This is a genomic window from Paludisphaera mucosa (assembly GCF_029589435.1).
In the GTDB taxonomy this organism is placed as follows: Bacteria; Planctomycetota; Planctomycetia; order Isosphaerales; family Isosphaeraceae; genus Paludisphaera; species Paludisphaera mucosa.
In genome coordinates, this window is record NZ_JARRAG010000002.1 from 1,844,613 (window position 1) to 1,861,369 (window position 16,757).

General features: G+C 70.8%; 11 protein-coding genes. 9 read left to right on the plus strand and 2 right to left on the minus strand.

What is annotated here, in order from left to right; translation table 11 throughout:
* The first annotated feature begins 268 nt into the window (after positions 1-268).
* The 4 genes from PZE19_RS16865 to PZE19_RS16880 all read left to right on the plus strand — a co-directional run bounded on the left by PZE19_RS16865 (position 269) and on the right by PZE19_RS16880 (position 7,728).
* Positions 269-1,051 carry a hypothetical protein gene (locus PZE19_RS16865; protein WP_277861798.1) on the plus strand — a complete coding sequence of 261 codons (783 nt, stop codon included), beginning with the start codon at positions 269-271 and terminating at the stop codon, positions 1,049-1,051.
* Between the two features lie 15 nt (positions 1,052-1,066).
* Positions 1,067-4,204 carry a hybrid sensor histidine kinase/response regulator gene (locus PZE19_RS16870; RefSeq protein ID WP_277861799.1) on the plus strand — a complete coding sequence of 1,046 codons (3,138 nt, stop codon included), beginning with the start codon at positions 1,067-1,069 and terminating at the stop codon, positions 4,202-4,204.
* Entirely contained in the window at positions 4,195-5,157 is a 963-nt protein-coding gene (locus tag PZE19_RS16875; RefSeq protein WP_277861800.1) for a response regulator, read from the plus strand. Before PZE19_RS16870 ends, PZE19_RS16875 begins: the two co-directional genes overlap by 10 nt.
* A gap of 354 nt (positions 5,158-5,511) precedes the next feature.
* A complete protein-coding gene (locus PZE19_RS16880) occupies positions 5,512-7,728 on the plus strand; it encodes a putative bifunctional diguanylate cyclase/phosphodiesterase (protein ID WP_277861801.1) in 2,217 nt (738 codons plus the stop codon).
* Between the two features lie 187 nt (positions 7,729-7,915).
* Here the strand turns inward: PZE19_RS16880 and PZE19_RS16885 are convergent, their stop codons facing one another.
* Together PZE19_RS16885 and PZE19_RS16890 are read right to left on the minus strand one after the other, a co-directional pair.
* Positions 7,916-8,326: a hypothetical protein gene (locus PZE19_RS16885; RefSeq protein ID WP_277861802.1), complete on the minus strand. Its 411-nt coding sequence runs from the start codon at positions 8,324-8,326 to the stop codon at positions 7,916-7,918.
* A gap of 90 nt (positions 8,327-8,416) precedes the next feature.
* Positions 8,417-9,742 carry an IS701 family transposase gene (locus PZE19_RS16890; RefSeq protein WP_277861803.1) on the minus strand — a complete coding sequence of 442 codons (1,326 nt, stop codon included), beginning with the start codon at positions 9,740-9,742 and terminating at the stop codon, positions 8,417-8,419.
* 139 nt (positions 9,743-9,881) lie between these two features.
* On the opposite strand from PZE19_RS16890, the gene PZE19_RS16895 reads away from it, so the two are divergent.
* From PZE19_RS16895 to PZE19_RS16915, 5 genes are read left to right on the plus strand one after another with little or no spacing between them, the layout of a single operon-like run.
* Entirely contained in the window at positions 9,882-10,991 is a 1,110-nt protein-coding gene (locus PZE19_RS16895; protein WP_277861804.1) for a sensor histidine kinase, read from the plus strand.
* Entirely contained in the window at positions 10,988-11,440 is a 453-nt protein-coding gene (locus PZE19_RS16900) for a response regulator (RefSeq protein ID WP_277861805.1), read from the plus strand. Before PZE19_RS16895 ends, PZE19_RS16900 begins: the two co-directional genes overlap by 4 nt.
* Positions 11,437-15,270: a PAS domain-containing hybrid sensor histidine kinase/response regulator gene (locus PZE19_RS16905; protein ID WP_277861806.1), complete on the plus strand. Its 3,834-nt coding sequence runs from the start codon at positions 11,437-11,439 to the stop codon at positions 15,268-15,270. Before PZE19_RS16900 ends, PZE19_RS16905 begins: the two co-directional genes overlap by 4 nt.
* A complete protein-coding gene (locus PZE19_RS16910) occupies positions 15,267-16,310 on the plus strand; it encodes an HD-GYP domain-containing protein (protein WP_277861807.1) in 1,044 nt (347 codons plus the stop codon). The genes PZE19_RS16905 and PZE19_RS16910 overlap by 4 nt, the downstream gene beginning before the upstream one ends.
* Before the next feature lie 13 nt (positions 16,311-16,323).
* Complete coding sequence (locus PZE19_RS16915) at positions 16,324-16,554, plus strand: DUF6444 domain-containing protein (protein ID WP_277861808.1); 231 nt, start codon at positions 16,324-16,326, stop codon at positions 16,552-16,554.
* Positions 16,555-16,757 lie beyond the last annotated feature (203 nt).

Consider the following 16,757-nt stretch of genomic DNA (forward strand, 5'->3'; position numbering starts at 1 on the left):
GCCCGCGCCATGGAGCTGCGCCGCGAACGAGATGGGTTGATCAATGACTTGCGGCCTGCCGAGAAGGTCCAGCGCGGCCTGCAGCCGCGTCCCCTGCCGGACGCGCCGGGCCTCGAGCTCGGCGCGGTCGTCCGGCCCTCGCTGCATGTCGCGGGCGACTTCTACGGCGTGGCGCGCCTCAATCGAGAGCGGCTCGGGGCCTTCATGGGCGACGTGATGGGCCGTCCTCGAAGCCGAGTGTTTGCGTCCCCTGCGAGGGAGGAATGGTATGAAGATGTCGCTCGGGATGGTCGCGGCGGTTTCCTGGGGCGTCGCGGTGGCATCGGGGTTCGGCCTGCTATGCCGTTACGAGTCCGCCCCCGGGTCCGCCGGGCCGCCGCCGGACGCCTGGCCGGCCGGAAACGGGCTGGCGAGGGACGGCTCGCGGCCCAACGTGCTGATGTTCGCGCACCCGCGATGCCCGTGCACCATGGCGAGCCTGATCGAGCTGGAACGCCTCGCGGACGGATGCAAAGGGGCGGCGTCGATTCGGGTGCTCTTCTTCCGGCCGGAAGGGGCGGCCGAGGGCTGGGCGAGGTCCGCGGCCTGGTCGAAGGCGGAATCGATGCCGGGCGTCACGGTGCAACTCGACCCCGGAGGGGCCGAGGCCCGTCGCTTCGGCGCGGCGACGTCGGGCCACGTCCTCGTCTTCGACGTGAACGGCCGGCTCGCCTTCAGCGGGGGGATCACGCGGGGGCGAGGCGTCGAAGGGCCCAACGACTGGTCCGCGGGGGCGGCCGAGGCGGCGATCGGCGTCGGGGCCCGGCGCCGGGCCTGCGCGGTCTTCGGCTGCCCGCTGGGCGACCGTCGTCGGACCGAGGAGGGTCGAGGATCGCCGACGCCGCGAGATGGAACCGACCCGACGCGGCTCGGCGAGGCCTCCGATCCGCCGCGTCGGGGCCGGGATCCGCAAGACCGCCCCGCGGGAATCCGGATCCCGCCGCCTTCCTCGCATCGATCGTCGCCCCATCCTCGGCGGCCCCGCCGCCCAACCACGCGGAGCCAGGCGTGAGAATCGAGCGATTCCATGATTAATGCGTTGATCGCCCACCGTGAGGAGGAATGGGTCGCGGGTCGATCCTCCGTCCTGTTCGCGGGGCACTCCCTGAGGATCGCCCGCAGGGCCGATCGCCTCTTCGCGGCGCTCCTGATCTCCCAGTGGGCGGCCGCCCTGGGCGCGGCCCTGGCGATCTCGCCGCTGGCTTGGGCGGGCGAGTCGAGCCGGATCCACTCGCACGTCTGGGCCGCGCTCTTCCTGGGGGGCCTGATCGCGGCGCCGGCCGCCTCGCTCGCGATCCTGCGCCCCGGCGACAGGTCGACCCGCTACGCGGTCGCGGCGGCCCAGATGCTCATGGGGGCGCTGCTGATCCACCTGACGGGGGGGCGGATCGAGACCCATTTCCACATCTTCGGGTCCTTGGCCCTCCTGGCGTTCTACCGGGACTGGAGGGTCGTCGCCGTCGGTTCGGCGATCGTCGTCGCCGACCACGTCTTGCGAGGGGCGTTCTGGCCGAGGTCCATCTTCGGGACCGAATCCCCCGGGGCGTGGCGATGGGTCGAGCACGCGGCCTGGGTCGCCTTCGAGGACGCCTTCCTGATCCCCCACTGCCTGCGCGGAGCGGCCGAGATGCACGAGGTGGCCGCCCAACGCGCCCGGGTCGAGATCGCCGGCGCCCGAGTCGAGGCGGAGGTGGTCGCGCGGACGGCCGAGCTCGCGGCGGCCACGGCCCTCGCCAGGCAGGGCGAGGAACGGTTCCGCGGCGCCTTCGATTCCGCCGCCATCGGCATGGCCCTGGTCGCCCCCGACGGCCGGTGGCTCAAGGTCAACGAGGCCCTCTGCGAGATCGTGGGATACCCTCCCGAGGAGCTGCTGGGGCGCACCTTCCAGGACGTCACGTATCCCGAGGACGTCGAGGCGGACCAAGAAGAGGCCCGACGACTCCTCGCCGGGGAGACGTCGTCATATCGGATGGAGAAGCGGTATCTCCGAAAGGACGGCCGCGTCGTCTGGGTCATGCTGAGCGTCTCCCTGGTGCGCGACGGCGAGGGCGCCCCCCTGCATTTCGTCGCGCAGATCGAGGACGTCACCGCCCGGAGGCTGTTCGAAGTCGAGCTTCGACGCGCCCGCGACGAGGCGATGGACGCCAGCCGGGCCAAGGGCGAGTTCCTGGCCAACATGAGCCACGAGATCCGCACGCCCATGAACGGCATCCTGGGCATGACGGAGCTGGCGCTCGACACCGACCTGACCGCCCCGCAGCGCGAATACCTCGGGCTCGTGAAGGCCTCGGCGGACTCGCTGCTGGACGTGATCAACGACATCCTCGACTTCTCGAAGATCGAGGCCGGCAAGCTCCGCCTCGACCCGGCGCCCTTCGCCCTGAGGGACCATCTGGACGAGACGCTCAAGACGCTGGCCCCGCGCGCCCACTCCAAGGGCCTCGAGCTCTCGGGGAGGATCGCGCCGGAGCTGCCCGACGCCCTCGAGGGGGATTCGGGCCGGCTGCGCCAGATCCTCGTCAACCTGGTGGGGAACGCGGTCAAGTTCACCGAGGCGGGCGAGGTGGCCGTCTCGGTCGAAGCCTGGGAGCCCGAGCGAGGACTGCCCTCCGGCGAGGTCGGCCTGCACTTCTCGGTCCGCGACACGGGCATCGGCGTCCCGGCGGCGAAGCAGGCGGGGATCTTCGAGCCGTTCGAACAGGCCGACGGGTCGACCACGCGACGTTACGGGGGCACGGGCCTCGGCCTGGCCATCACCGTGAAGCTGGTGGAGATGATGGGCGGCGCCATCTGGGTCGAGAGCGAGCCCGGGGAGGGCAGCACCTTCCATTTCACCGCCCGCATGTCCGCGCGGCAGGGGTGTCCGAAGGTCCGCGAGGAGGCCCGTCCCGAGCGGCTCCTCGGGCTGCCGATCCTGGTCGTGGACGACAACCGGACCAACCTCCGGATCCTCGAGGAGCTGCTGACCCACTGGGGCGCCGAGCCGACCCTGGCCGCGGGCGGGGCCGCCGGGCTGAGCGCCTTGAGGGCCGCGAAGTCGGCGGGGCGGCCGTTCCCGCTGGTCGTCCTGGACGGCATGATGCCCGACCTGGACGGGTACGCCGTGGCCGGATGGATCCAGTCCGACCCGGGCCTGGCGGGGACGCACGTCGTGATGCTGACGTCCAACGACGAGTCGGGGAAGGCGGCCCTCTGCCGCTCGCTGGGCATCGCCGCGCGCCTGACCAAGCCGGTGCGTCGGAGCGAGCTGTTCGGCGCGATCATCGACCTCGTCAGCTCCTCCCCGGATCGGCGGGCGCGGGATCGCGAGGAGCCGCCCCGGGGGGCCGACGCCGCGGCGCCCGCCGGGCGAAGGCTGAAGGTCCTCCTCGCGGAGGACCACGTGGTCAACCAGAAGGTCATCGGCGGCATGCTGGCGAGGCGCGGCCATACGGTCGCGATCGCGGGCGACGGCAGGCGGGCCTTGGCGGCGCGTGGGGACGCCGCGTTCGACCTGGTCCTGATGGACGTGCAGATGCCGGAGATGGACGGGTTCGAGGCCGTCGCCGCCATCCGCGACGACGAGCGGGCCCGGGGCCTCCCCCGCCTGCCCGTCGTGGCGCTGACGGCGCACGCCATGAAGGGGGACCGCGAACGCTGCCTGGCCGCCGGCTTCGACGGCTACGCCTCCAAGCCGATCCGATCGGAGGCCCTGTTCGCGGCCATCGAACAGGTGCTGGGGAGCCCCGCGGGCGCCGACGCCCGCCCGGCCGAACCCCCGCCGCCCGGCGTGTTCGATCGCCGGGCGGCGCTCGCGACGGCGGGCGGCGACGAGGGGCTGCTCCGCGAGATCCTGGGGCTCTTCCTCGACGACTGCCCGCGGCTGCTGGCCGAGCTCCGGGCCGCGGCCGAGGCGGGCGACGTCGGGGGCTTCGTCCGCGCGGCCCACACCCTGAAGGGCACCTCCGGCCACTTCGCGGCGGCGGAGGTCTTCGAGGCGGCGACGAGGCTCGAGGCGGCGGGGCGTTCGGGCTCCTGCTCGGGGGCGTCCGTCGAGATCGACGCGATGGGCGCGGCCCTGGACCGCTTCCGAATCGCGGCCGGCGGCCTCGCCCCGGACGACGCGACGTTTTGCGCACCTTCCTTCGACGCATCACCCATCGAGGAGCGAACGACATGTCCGTGATCGAAGCCCCGCAGCCTCCAGCCCTTTCGACGATCGAGACGCCGGCGGATCCCGACGCCCGCGTCCCGACGGTCCTGATCGTGGACGACTCGCCCGTCGACCGCCGCCTGGTGGCCGCGATCGTCGCCAGGAACCCCGGGCTCCGGCCCGTCGTCGCGAACGACGGCGGGGAGGCGTTGGAGATGATCGCAGGCTCCAAGCCCAGCGTCGTGGTCACCGACATCCAGATGCCGGGGATAGACGGGCTCGAGCTCGTCAAGGCGATCCGCCGCGTCCATCCCGACCTGCCGGTCATCCTGATGACGGCCTACGGCAGCGAGGACGTCGCGTTCCAGGCCCTCCGGGCGGGGGCGACCCACTACGTGCCCAAGAAGTCGCTCGCGACCGAGCTCGCCGGCACGATCGATGCGGTGCTCGCGGCGGCGGCCCGCGGCGATCGGGGCTCGCAGCTGCTGCGCTGCGTGGAGCGGAGCGTCACCTCGTGGCGGCTCGCGAACGACGGGCCCCTGATCGCCGCGCTGATCGCCTCGCTCCAGGAGGAGCTGGCCGGCATGGGGGTGTGCGACGGCGGCGTGCGGACGCGGGTCGGCGTCGCGCTCGGGGAGGCCCTCGCCAACGCCATGTTCCACGGCAACCTCGAGGTCTCGTCGGACCTGCGTCAGGAGGACGAGCGGATCTTCCACGCCCTGGCGGACGCCAGGCGCGAGACCTCGCCGTATCGGGACCGTCGGATCGACGTCTCCGCGGAGATCGATCGGGATTCCGCGACGTTCCGGATCCGCGACGAGGGCCCCGGGTTCGACACTTCGGGCCTCGACGCCCCGTTCGACCCCGAGAGCCTGACCCGGATCGGCGGACGCGGGATGATCCTGATCCGGGCGTTCGTCGACGAGGTCCGCCACAACGCCAGCGGCAACGAGATCACGCTGGTCGTGCGCAGGAAGTCGGCCTGAAGGGGCGGTCGTCTGCAAAACGGGAGTCGGAGCTTGAGGAGCGTCGCCCGGGCCGAACGCCGACATCCGCACGCGACCGTCGAGGCCTCGGACCTGGATCTTGCATGGTGATGATTCTGTGATGATTCTTGCCTTGCACGCCGGCCGCGGGCCTGGGAAGGCGCCGTCCATCCCGCCGTATTCCCGGCCCTCGGCCCCGGCGTCGAACCGCCCCGCGCCCGGCGAGGGGGAGGGGGGGGGTCGTTTTGACGAGGTCGATCCCATGGCCTATGGCTTTCGTGGGCGATCGGTCCTCCGGTGAGATCCGGCGTCCATCGGCCTGGCGGGACGAAGAAGCCGGCTCCGGAGTGGCACATGGTCGACGCTTCTCGCCGATCCGGGGGCTCGTCCCGGCCGTTGATCGGGCGTCGGCCCGCCGCGCCCGCGACGCTGCACACGCCCGCATTCGACCGGCTGGCCCGGCTCGCCGCCGCCCTGCTGAAGTCTTCGACGGTGCTGATCTGGCTGGTCGAGGGCGACCGGCTCCTCCGCAAGGGCCCGCGGCGGACGTCGTGGGCCGAGGCCGGCCGAGGGCGCTTCGATCGCGGCCTCTGCCGGCGGATCTTCAGGGCCGGCGCGCCCTCGATCATCGACGCCGCCCGGCTCGATCCGCGGCCGGCCGGGGGGCCGCCCGGGCCCGGGCCGACCCGCGTCGCCTGCGTAGGCGTCCCCCTGGTCGACGGCCGAGGCCGCCGCCTCGGCGTCTTGTGCACGGTCGACGGGCCTCGCGGATCCCGGGACGGATGCCGGCTGGCCGTCCTGGTGGACCTGGCCGAGTCCGCGACGAAGGAGATCGACCTCCTGTCGCTCGAGGAGCGGCTGGCGCGGGCGGAGAAGGCCCTGCTCCTGAGCGAGCAGTGCTACAGGCTCCAGTCGGAGAACGCGACCGACATGATCTCGAGGTTCGACGCCCTCGGGGTCTTCCTCGACGTCACCCCCGCCTGCCGCCACCTGCTGGGCTATTCGCCCGAGGAGTTGATCGGCCGGCCGATCTACGAGCTGATCCATCCCGACGACCTCGCCGCGGTCGCCCGCTCGGGCGAGGCGCTCCGGGCCTCGCCCGGGGCCCAGCTCCAATCGTGCCGGCTCCGGCACAAGGACGGCCGATACCTCTGGATCGAGGGCTCCACCCAGGCGATCCTCGACCCGGACACCGGCGCCTTCCTGGAAGTCCGCTGCTCCTCTCGGGACGTGACCGAGCGGGTGCGGGCCGAGGAGAAACTCGCCCATCAGGCCTCGCACGACGCCCTGACGGGCCTGCCCAACCGGACCTTGCTCCGCGACGAGCTGGAGCGCCACATCGGCCTCCCCGGCGAGGGGATGAGCCCGTTCTCCCTGCTCCTGCTCGACCTGGACCGATTCAAGGAGATCAACGACACGTTCGGGCACCATTGCGGGGACGCCGTCCTCGAGCGGTTCAGCCTTCGGCTGGCGGAGGTGGTCCGAGGCTCCGACGTGCTGGCCCGCCTGGGGGGCGACGAGTTCGGGATCCTCCTGCCCGGGGCGGACGAGAGGAGGGCGCGCGAGGCCGCCGCCGGGATCCAGGGGGTGCTGGCGAGGCCGATCGTCGTGGAGGGACGGCCCTTCGACGTGCGGGCCAGCATCGGGATCGCCATCCACCCCGAGCACGGCCTGGACGCCGAGACGCTCCTGAAGCACGCGGACGTGGCGATGTATTCGGCGAAGCGGGCCGGGGCCGGAAGCTCCGTCTACTCGAGCGGCCGGGACCATCACTGCCCCAGGCGCCTTGGGCTCGTCGTCGAGCTTCGCCGCGCGATCGACGACGGCCAGCTCCGCCTCCACTATCAGCCGACCTTCGACCTCGGGACGATGCGGCCGGTGGGGATGGAGGCGCTCGTACGGTGGCAGCACCCGCGCGACGGCCTGCTCGGCCCCGGCGAATTCATCCCGATGGCCGAACAGACAGGCCTGATCCGCCCGCTGGGGCTCTGGGCGTTGCGCGAGGCCCTGCACCAGCGCCGCGCCTGGTCCCTCGGGGGGATCGACCTGGGCGTGTCGGTGAACCTGTCGCCCGAGAACCTCCAGGACGACCTGCTGGTCGGGACGATCGACCGCCTGATGGACGAGGCGGAGGTCCCGCCGCGACGCCTGACCGTCGAGGTGACCGAGGGGGCTATGATGGCCGACCCGGCCCGCGCGAAGTCGACCCTGGCCCGGCTCCACCGGGCGGGCGTGCTCGTCTCGATCGACGACTTCGGCACGGGATATTCCTCGCTGGGCTACCTGAAGGAGCTGCCGGTGGACGAGGTGAAGGTGGACCGCTCGTTCGTGCGGGACATGGCGGCCAACGAGCGGGACGCCTGCATCGTGCGATCGGTGATCGAGCTGGGGCACAACCTCGGGCATCGCGTCGTGGCCGAGGGGGTCGAGAGCCGGGAAACCCTGGACCTGCTGACGTCGTGGGGCTGCGACCTGGCCCAGGGGTTCCTCCTGGGGCGTCCGCTCCCCGCGTGCGAGGTCCCCGCCTGGCTGGCCCGAACGGGCGGCGCCCCGCCCATGCGATCCGGGTAGGACGGGGCCGCGTCGCGATTCTCGCGCGACGAAGACTTTCCGCGTCCTAGTTCTACTGTTACCGTTCAAGGCCACCGTATTTTGCGAAGCTCCGTCCGACAGAGCCGAGCGACCAAGATCAGCAGACACCGGCCGTCACCGACCTGCCCACGACCTGTAACGCGGCGGGGTTCGCTGCACCACCCAATCAGGTGTCGGCCTCTGCCGCGAGACGATCTGCGACAAATGTGGCGATGTCCGGCGACGCCTCGGGAAGTGGCCCATGACGGTGGTCATCGACCCCTACCAGACTCCAACCGGCACGTGAATCCATGCCGAGGCACCAGCCGGCGAAGTCGTCTCCAACGAGCCAGACTCCACTCAACGCCGGGGCTGGGCCGAAGACCTCCTCGGCGGCAACCGGGCCGCTGTAGAACATGAAGGCCCCGGGACCCAGACTCCCCCAACCGATGAGCCGCAGGAAGGCCGTATAGTGCTCGGGAATGCCGAGGTGCTCACGCCCGATCGACGCCACTTCTTCGGCAGACAGAGTCTCCAAGGCGGTGTCGGGCCAGACTCGGTGGATGGCATCCCGCAGATCGGAGAAGTCGGTGGACATGCCACTTGCCTCTAACTTGTGTTGGACACCAGACGTCGCGGGGGAAATCCCCCGGTGGCCTTGTGCCAGTGGTAGATCCTCGTCTCCTCGTTACGCCGCAGCACGCGGCTGACCTCCGCCGCGACCTCCTCCGGACTGGGTGGCCGGCTGCCGAGCAGCCGGGTCAGGATGTGCCGCGTCTGCCGCACGGTCATCGCTGGGGTTTCCCCCCCCCACCTGCCGTCGCTCCAAGCACAGAAACCAGAGCGCCACCAGCGACAGCGTCATGTGATGGTGCCAGCCCACCCAACTCCGCATCTCGTAGTGATCCAGCCCGACCTCCCCCTTGCCGGCGCCGAACACCTCCTCGATCCGGTGCCGTTGCCGCTGGGCTCGCACCACCTCGGCCAGAGGAATCTCGGGGCCGGCGTTGCTCAGGGCATAGTCGATCCGCGACTCGCCGACCGGGCGGATCACCACCAGGCGCTCCTCCGGTCCAACACGTCCGTCCTGCTTGGTTCGCACCCGCACGCTCAGCGCATCGACTTTCAGCGGTCCCTTCTCGCCGTCGCGGACCGTGATCCGCTCCCAGCGTGATACCGACTGTCGTGCCGCCCAGGCATCGGCCCGTACGAACGGCACCTCGCGTCGGCGGCCGACGCCGGCCTTCTTGCGGGGCGGGCGTCGCCGCTGGAGGTCGCGCACCGAGGTGTTGCACGGCACGTCCAAAACATAGCGTTCACCACGCTGACGTAACGCGGCCCGGAACTCGGAGGCCCGACCCAATTCGTCATCGCCTGTGATCCAGGCGTGGGGCAGACCGGGCAGGCTCCGGTCGAGCAGGTCCAGGGCGATCCGCCAGGTTTCCTGGAACTTGATCTCCTCGGGGACGTGGCACTTCTCGCGTCGGGCCTCGTCGTCGGCCCACTCTCGGGGCAGATAGAGCCGGCGATCGAGCGGGGCGTAGCCGGCATCTGTGGTGTAAGCCAGGAAGACACCGACCTGGCAGTTGTCTACCTTGCCGAGTCGGCCGCACCACTGGCGATCGACGCCGCAGGACTCTGCCCCTTTCTTGGGGAAGGCACTGGGGTCGACGATCACGACGCCGTCGGGGTCGGCCAATTCCTCGCGGACGTGCTGACGCAGTTCGGCCATGACAGCCTCATCATCCCACTTGCCGGCGCCAACAAAGAACTGGATCGGCTTGCGGGGCAGGCCGGCCTGGATGGCGATGGGCTCGGAGGTCTTGCGTTCGAGGCCGCCGAGCCGGGCACGGATGACCAGGGCGGCGGTGGCCCGCTGCTCGACGCGGTAGAACCGGGGCAAGTAGCGCTGGAGAAAGGCCGTCAGGCGGTCGGTCTGACCCGTGATGGCCTCGGCAGTGACTACGGCGTCGGCCAGCAGAGCCTTCGCGTCCGGATGATCCAGGAGTGACATCGGGGTCCCCCAAGCGTGCCGCAGATTCGCCACGGCGTTCGATCGTAGTGGAGGCCGAGCCAAGAGTCACGAGGGAATCGGTTACAGTAGAACTAGGCTCTCTGAGAGATCCTCTGCCGAGTAAAGAGAGCCCCTTCGCATGCACCGCTTCGCCCAGGGCATCGTCGAGACCGTCCGACACCCGCTCCTCGTCCTGGACCGAGACCTGCAGATCCGCAAGGCCAACGCCGCGTTCTACCGCACTTTCGGCGTGACCAGGGACGAGACGGAAGGCCGGCTCTTGCATGAATTGGGGGGCGGCCGGTGGGGCGACTCGTGCCTGAGGGCCTTGCTGGACGCGGTCGACCGGGCCGGCGAAGCCTTCCAGGACTACGAGGTCGAACTCGAATTCTCGCACGTCGGCGTCAAGGTCGTGCTGCTCGACGCCCACCGCGTCCACGACGACGGCACGCCGTGGGTCTTGCTGGCGATCGAGGACGTGACCGCCCGCGCCCGCGAGGAGCTGCAACGGCTCAACAGGGAGCTGGAGGACCGCGTCGGGGAGCGGACGGAGCAGCTTCAGGCGGCCAATCGGGAGCTGGAGGCGTTCTCCTACTCGGTGAGCCACGACCTGCGCGCCCCGCTGCGCGCCCTCGACGGCTTCAGCGACGAGCTGCTGAGGAGCTATGCCGACCGGCTCGACGACCGCGGGCGGCACTACCTCCGGCGGCTGAGGTCGGGCACCCAGCGGATGGGGCAGTTGATCGACGACATGCTGCAGCTGTCCCGGCTCAACCGCGGCGAGATGAAGCGAGAGCGGGTGGACCTGACGGCCCTGGCGGAGGCGGTGGCGGCCGAGCTGCAGGGCCGAGAACCCGACCGGCGCGTCGCCCTCGTCATCGAGGCGGGCCTGTCCGCCGTGGGCGACGGCTCGCTGCTGCGGGTCGCCCTGGAGAACCTGCTGGGCAACGCCTGGAAGTTCACCTCCAAGAACGAGTCCGCGGCCGTCACGGTCGGCCGGGAGGAGCACCAGGGGGCCCCCGCGTTCTTCGTGCGGGACGACGGGGCCGGCTTCGACATGGCCCACGCCCCCAAGCTGTTCGGGGCCTTCCAGCGGCTGCACGGGGAGAAGGAGTTCCCCGGGAACGGCATCGGCCTGGCCACCGTCCAGCGGGTCGTCCACCGCCACTGCGGGCAGGTCTGGGCCGAGGGCCGGCCGGGGCGAGGGGCGACCTTTCACTTCACCCTGCCCCTGGAGGAGACGCCGTGAACGGGAAGATCATCCTGCTGGTGGAGGACAACCAGGACGACGAGGAGCTGGCCGTGCTCGCCTTCGAGCGGAGCCGCATCGCCAGCGCGATGGTCGTCGTCCGCGACGGCCAGGAGGCCCTGGACTACTTCTTCGGCACCGCAGCCCACGAGGGCAAGGACGCGAAGGAGTTGCCCCAGGTGGTCCTGCTGGACCTGAAGCTGCCGAAGGTGGACGGCCTGGAAGTCCTCAGGCGCCTGCGCGCCGACCCGAGGACTCGGAGGCTTCCCGTGGTCGTGCTGACCTCCTCGAAGGAGGAGCAGGACCTGCTCGCCAGCTACGACCGGGGGGCCAATAGCTACGTCCGCAAGCCGGTGGACTTCCCCCGCTTCGCCGAGACCGTCCATCAACTCCAGATGTACTGGCTCGTCCTAAACGAGGTGCCGACCGCCGGCGGCGAAGGCCCATGACCGCCGCCCCGCGGATCCTGATCGTCGAGGACTCGGCGGACGACGCCGAGGTGATGATGCACGAGCTCTCCCGAGGCGAGATCGCCCCGGTGTGGATGCGGGTGGAGTCGGCCGGCGAGATGGGAGCCGCGCTGGCGACGGCGCCGTGGGACGTGGTCCTCTCGGACTATTCCCTGCCCGGCTTCGGGGCGGTCGAGGCCCTGGCCCTCTGCCGGGAGGCGGATCCGGACCTTCCTTTCGTCGTGGTTTCGGGGACCATCGGCGAGCAGAGGGCGGTCGAGATGATGCGGGCGGGGGCCGCCGACTACCTGCTCAAGGGCAACCTCGTCCGGCTCTCCGCGACGATCGACCGGGAGGTGCGCGAGGTCGAGAACCGCCGGGCGCGCCGACGGGCGGAGCGGGCCGCCTCGCTCCTGGCCAGCGTCGTGGAGTCCTCCGGCGACGCCATCCTCTCCAAGTCGATCGACGGCCTCATCACGTCGTGGAACCCGGCCGCCGAACGGCTCTACGGGTGGACGGCGGCGGAGGCGGTCGGCCGCCACATCTCCCTCATCGTCCCCCCCGAGGGACGGGAGGAGGCTTCCCAGATCATGGATCGGCTGCAGAAAGGCGAACGGCTCGAGCACTTCGAGACGGTGCGGCTCCGCAAGGACGGCACGCGGGTCGAGGTGGCGGTCACCGGTTCCCACCTCCGGGACCTCGACGGCCGACCGCTCGGGTACTCGTGGATCGCTCAAGACGTCACGGCGAGGAAGGCGGCCGAGGCGGCGATGCGGGCGAGCGAGGCCCGATTCCGCGCGGTCGTCGATTCGGGCATGCTGGCCACCTTCTTCTGGGAGGAGGGGGGCCGGGTGTACGACGCCAACGACGCCTTCCTGAAACTCGTCGGCTATACACGCGACGAGATGCGCGCGGGCCTCCTGTCCTGGGTCGAGATGAGCCCGCCGGAGGCTCGCGACGGGGACCTGAACGCCCTCGCCGAGATCGCCATGACGGGCCGGTGCGTCCCTTACGAGAAGGAATACATCCGCAAGGACGGCGGTCGGGTGCCGATCCTGCTCGGGGCCGCCGGCCTCGACGGGGCGGCCCGGGGGGTCGCGTTCGCGATCGATCAGACGGTGCGCAAGCGGGCCGAGGAACGGCAGGCGCGCGACGCCCAGATCCTGGCCGGCGTCCGCGACTCGGTCGTCGTGACCGACTCGGACGGCCTCGTGACCTACTGGAACGACGGGGCGACGCGGCTGTACGGGTGGACCGCCGGGGAATTGGTCGGGAGATCGGTGCTCGACCGCGTCCCCGAGGGGCCGCCCCGCGAGTCCGCCCGCGATCGCCTCCGGGCCGTGGGACTTCAAGGCGAGTTCCAGGGAGAATACGAGGACTACCGCAAGGACGGCTCGCGGATCTGGGTCGAGTATCGAAGCAGCCTGATCGCCGACGGCGGCCTCGAGTCGATGAGCCACCTGGGCGTGGCTCGCGAGATCACCACGCGGAAGGACGCCGAGACGGCGCTCCAGGCGAGCGAAAGCCGATACCGGACGTTGATCGCGGCCACCACCGCCATCGTCTGGAACACCCCGGCGTCCGGGGAGATCGAGACGGAGCAGGCGTGGGGGGATTTTACAGGGCAAGCATTCGCAGAATACCGGGGCTGGGGGTGGCTGGACGCCGTCCACGCGGACGACCGGGAGGCGACCGCCCACGCTTGGAGCACGGCGGTTGCGGAACGGACCGTATATCAGGTCGCGCACCGACTCCGCCGGGCCGACGGCGTGTATCGCCAGATGAACGTCCGCGGGGTGCCGATCATGGACCCCGGCGGGGGGATCCGGGAATGGGTCGGCATCCACACCGACGTGACCGACCAGCAGCGAGCCGAGGCGGACCTCCGGCTGAGGGACCGGGCGATCAGGGCGGTCGGCCAGGGGATCGTGATCGCCGACGCCGACCGGCCCGACGACCCGATCATCTACGTCAGCCCCGGATTCGAGCGCCTGACGGGGTACGACTCGGAGGAGGTCCTCGGCCGCAACTGCCGGTTCCTCCAGGGCGAGGACACCGATCCGGCCGCGGTCGACCGGCTCCGGGAAGCGATCCGCGGCGGCGAGCCCTGCACCGTCGAGCTGTTGAACTATCGCAAGGACGGCTCATCCTTCTGGAACGAGCTGTCAATATCCCCGGTCCGGGACGCGGCCGGCCGTTTGATCCACTTCGTCGGGGTCTCGGTGGAAGTGACGACTCGGCGCGTCCTGGAGGAGCGGTTCCGACGGGCGACGCAACGGCTGGAGCACGTCGTGGCCTCCAGCCCCGCCATCCTCTTCACCTCGTCGGTCGCCGGCGACCGAATCCAGGAGTTCACGTGGATCAGCGAGAGCCTGCTGGAGGTGCTCGGCTATCGACCGGACGCCGCCATGAGGCCGGGCTGGTGGGCGGAGAACATCCACCCGGAAGATCGGGGGAGGATCCTCGCCGATCTGCACGGCGAGTTGTTCTTGCGGGGGCGGAACGACCAGGAATACCGCTTCCGGCACGGCGACGGGGGTTACCGGTGGATGCGCGCCGACTTGCGGCTCGTCCGCGACGCGACCGGACGCCCCCTGGAAGTCGTCGGCTCCTGGGCGGACGTCACCGAACGCAAGAGCCTGGAGGAGCAGTTCCAGCAGGCCCAGAAGATGGACGCGTTCGGGCAGCTCGCCGCGGGCGTCGCCCACGACTTCAACAACCTCCTCACCATCATCAACGGCTACAGCGACCTCCTCCTGCAGAGCCTCCCCCAAGGCGACCCGTCCCGGAACCTGGTCGCCGAGATCTACAAGGCCGGGGAGCGATCGGCCGGCCTCACCCGCCAGCTGCTGGCGTTCAGCCGCCAGCAGGTCCTGGCCACGCGGGTGATCGACCTGAACGAGGTGGTGACGGACACCGAAAAGATGCTCCGGCGGCTGATCGGCGAGGACGTCCGGCTGACGGCCGCCTTGGGCTCCGAGCCCCGGCCGGTCCGCGCCGACCCGGGGCAGGTCGAGCAGGTGCTCTTGAACCTGGCGGTGAACGCGCGGGACGCGATGCCCGAGGGCGGCCGGCTGACGATCGAGACCCGGAACGTCGAGCTGGACGAGGCGTACGTCCGCACGCACGGGGCCGCCCGCGCCGGCCCTCACGTCCTCCTGAGCGTGGCGGACACGGGGAGCGGGATCCCGCCGGAGCTGATGGCGAAGGTCTTCGAGCCGTTCTTCACGACCAAGGAGCCTGGCAAGGGGACCGGGCTCGGGCTGGCCACCGTGTACGGGATCGTCAAGCAGAGCGGCGGCCACGTCGCGGTGTACAGCGAGGTCGGGGTCGGCACGACGTTCAAGGTCTATCTCCCCCGGGTCGAGCCGGCGTCCACTGGCCCGAAATCACCATCCCCGATCCTGCCTCCTCCGCCCGGGACGGAGACGGTCTTGCTCGCCGAGGACGAGGCCGCCGTGCGGTCCCTGACCCGCTACGTCCTTGCGCAATGCGGCTACCGCGTGCTGGAGGCGAGCGACGGCGACGACGCCGTGCGGGTGGCCGCCGGATACGACGGGCCGATCGATCTCCTGGTCACCGACGTCGTCATGCCCGGATCGGGAGGGCGGGCCGTCGCCGAGCGGATGGCCGAGCGACGTCCCGGGATCCGGGTGCTATACGTATCCGGGTACACAGACGATGCGGTGATCCGCCACGGGGTGCTGCGGGAGGGGGCGGATTTCCTCCAGAAGCCGTTCACCCCGATCGCCCTGGCGTTCAAGGTCCGCGCGGTGCTCGACCGGGACGGCGCAGAGGGTGCGCGATCCGTGGGAGGAGACGGCGGATGAACGGAAGTGGACCGGGACTCGGGCTCATCTTGATCGTGGACGACGAGCCCGCGATCACCCAGCTCCTCCGTCTGGTGCTGGAGGCGAAGGGCCAACGGGTCGTCGTGGCCGGCGACGGCCAGGCGGCGATGGATCGCGTGGCCGAACGCCGACCCGACCTGGTGATCCTGGACGTCAACCTGCCTCGGGTGGGCGGATTCGAGGTCTGCGAGCGGCTCAAGAGCAGCCCGGAGACTCGCCTGATCCCAATCCTGATGTTGACCGGCTCCGCGATCGACGACCGCATGCGGGCCTGGGACCTCGGGGCCGACGAGTTCTTGACCAAGCCGTTCCAGTCCCTGGAAGTCGTCGCCCGCTGCCGCTCCCTGCTGCGCCAGAAGGACCTGGTGGACGCGCTGGACTCGGCCGAATCCGTCGTGTTCGCCCTGGCCCGCGCGATCGAGGCGAAATCCCCGTTCACCCATGGGCATTCGGGCCGAGTGACCCGGCACGCCCTCTCGCTCGCGGCGAAGCTGGCGCTGGGCGAGCCCGAGATCGACGTGCTCCGTCGCGGCGCGGCCCTGCACGACATCGGCAAGCTCAGCATGCCCGACTCCATCCTCAACAAGCCCGAGCCTCTGACGCCCGAAGAGTTCGAGGTCGCCAGGCGGCATCCCGAAGACGGCGCGAAGATCGTCGAGCCCCTCCGCTCCGCCCGGGACGTCATCTCCTTGATCCGCTGGCACCACGAACGGATGGACGGCGGGGGCTATCCGGACGGCATCGCCGGCGGCGCGATCCCCTTGCTGGTCCGCATCCTGTCGGTGGCCGACGTGTACGACGCGCTGGCGAGCGAGCGGCCGTACCGGCCGGCCATGCCCCACGAACAGTGCCGGGCGGTGATGACGGAGAACGCCGCCGCCGGCGGGCTCGACCCCGAACTCGTCCGAGTCTTCTTCGACCCCACCTTCGGGTCGAGGGTCGCGACGCCGCCGGGAGGGCCGGCGAGCCCGCCGGGGAGCAATCCTTCGAGAGTCGGGGTTCGACCCGGATCGGGCTGAGGATCATCGAATCATGAGGCGGCAGGGGAGCATTCAGGAGGTGACCTCGTCGGAGGTCCAGGTCGTCCCGACTGCGATCGCCGCCCAGGAGTCACGGATCGCGGGAGTGGACGCCCTCATCGCCGAGCTGGTGGCGAGGTTGAATCAGATCTCCTGGAATTCGTCGCGGCCGCGGTCGAGCGACCCGTCGCACCTGAGGCCGGCTTCGCCGGCGCGGCCGACGACCGGGGCATCTGCGGGGTGAACTCGTTCGGCTCGAGCCCGCCGAAGCCTTCGACGCCGGTGCGGACATCGCCCGGGGCCGCGGCGAGCCCCTCGGGTGCGGCGACCCGAGCCGCTGATCAGTCAGGTCTTCGCGGCTCCCATCGTCCGGCCCGACGTGGTCGGGCACCGCCTGCGCCCTCTCGCCCGCGCACGGTATGGAATGTCGACCTGCGGTGTTGCGTC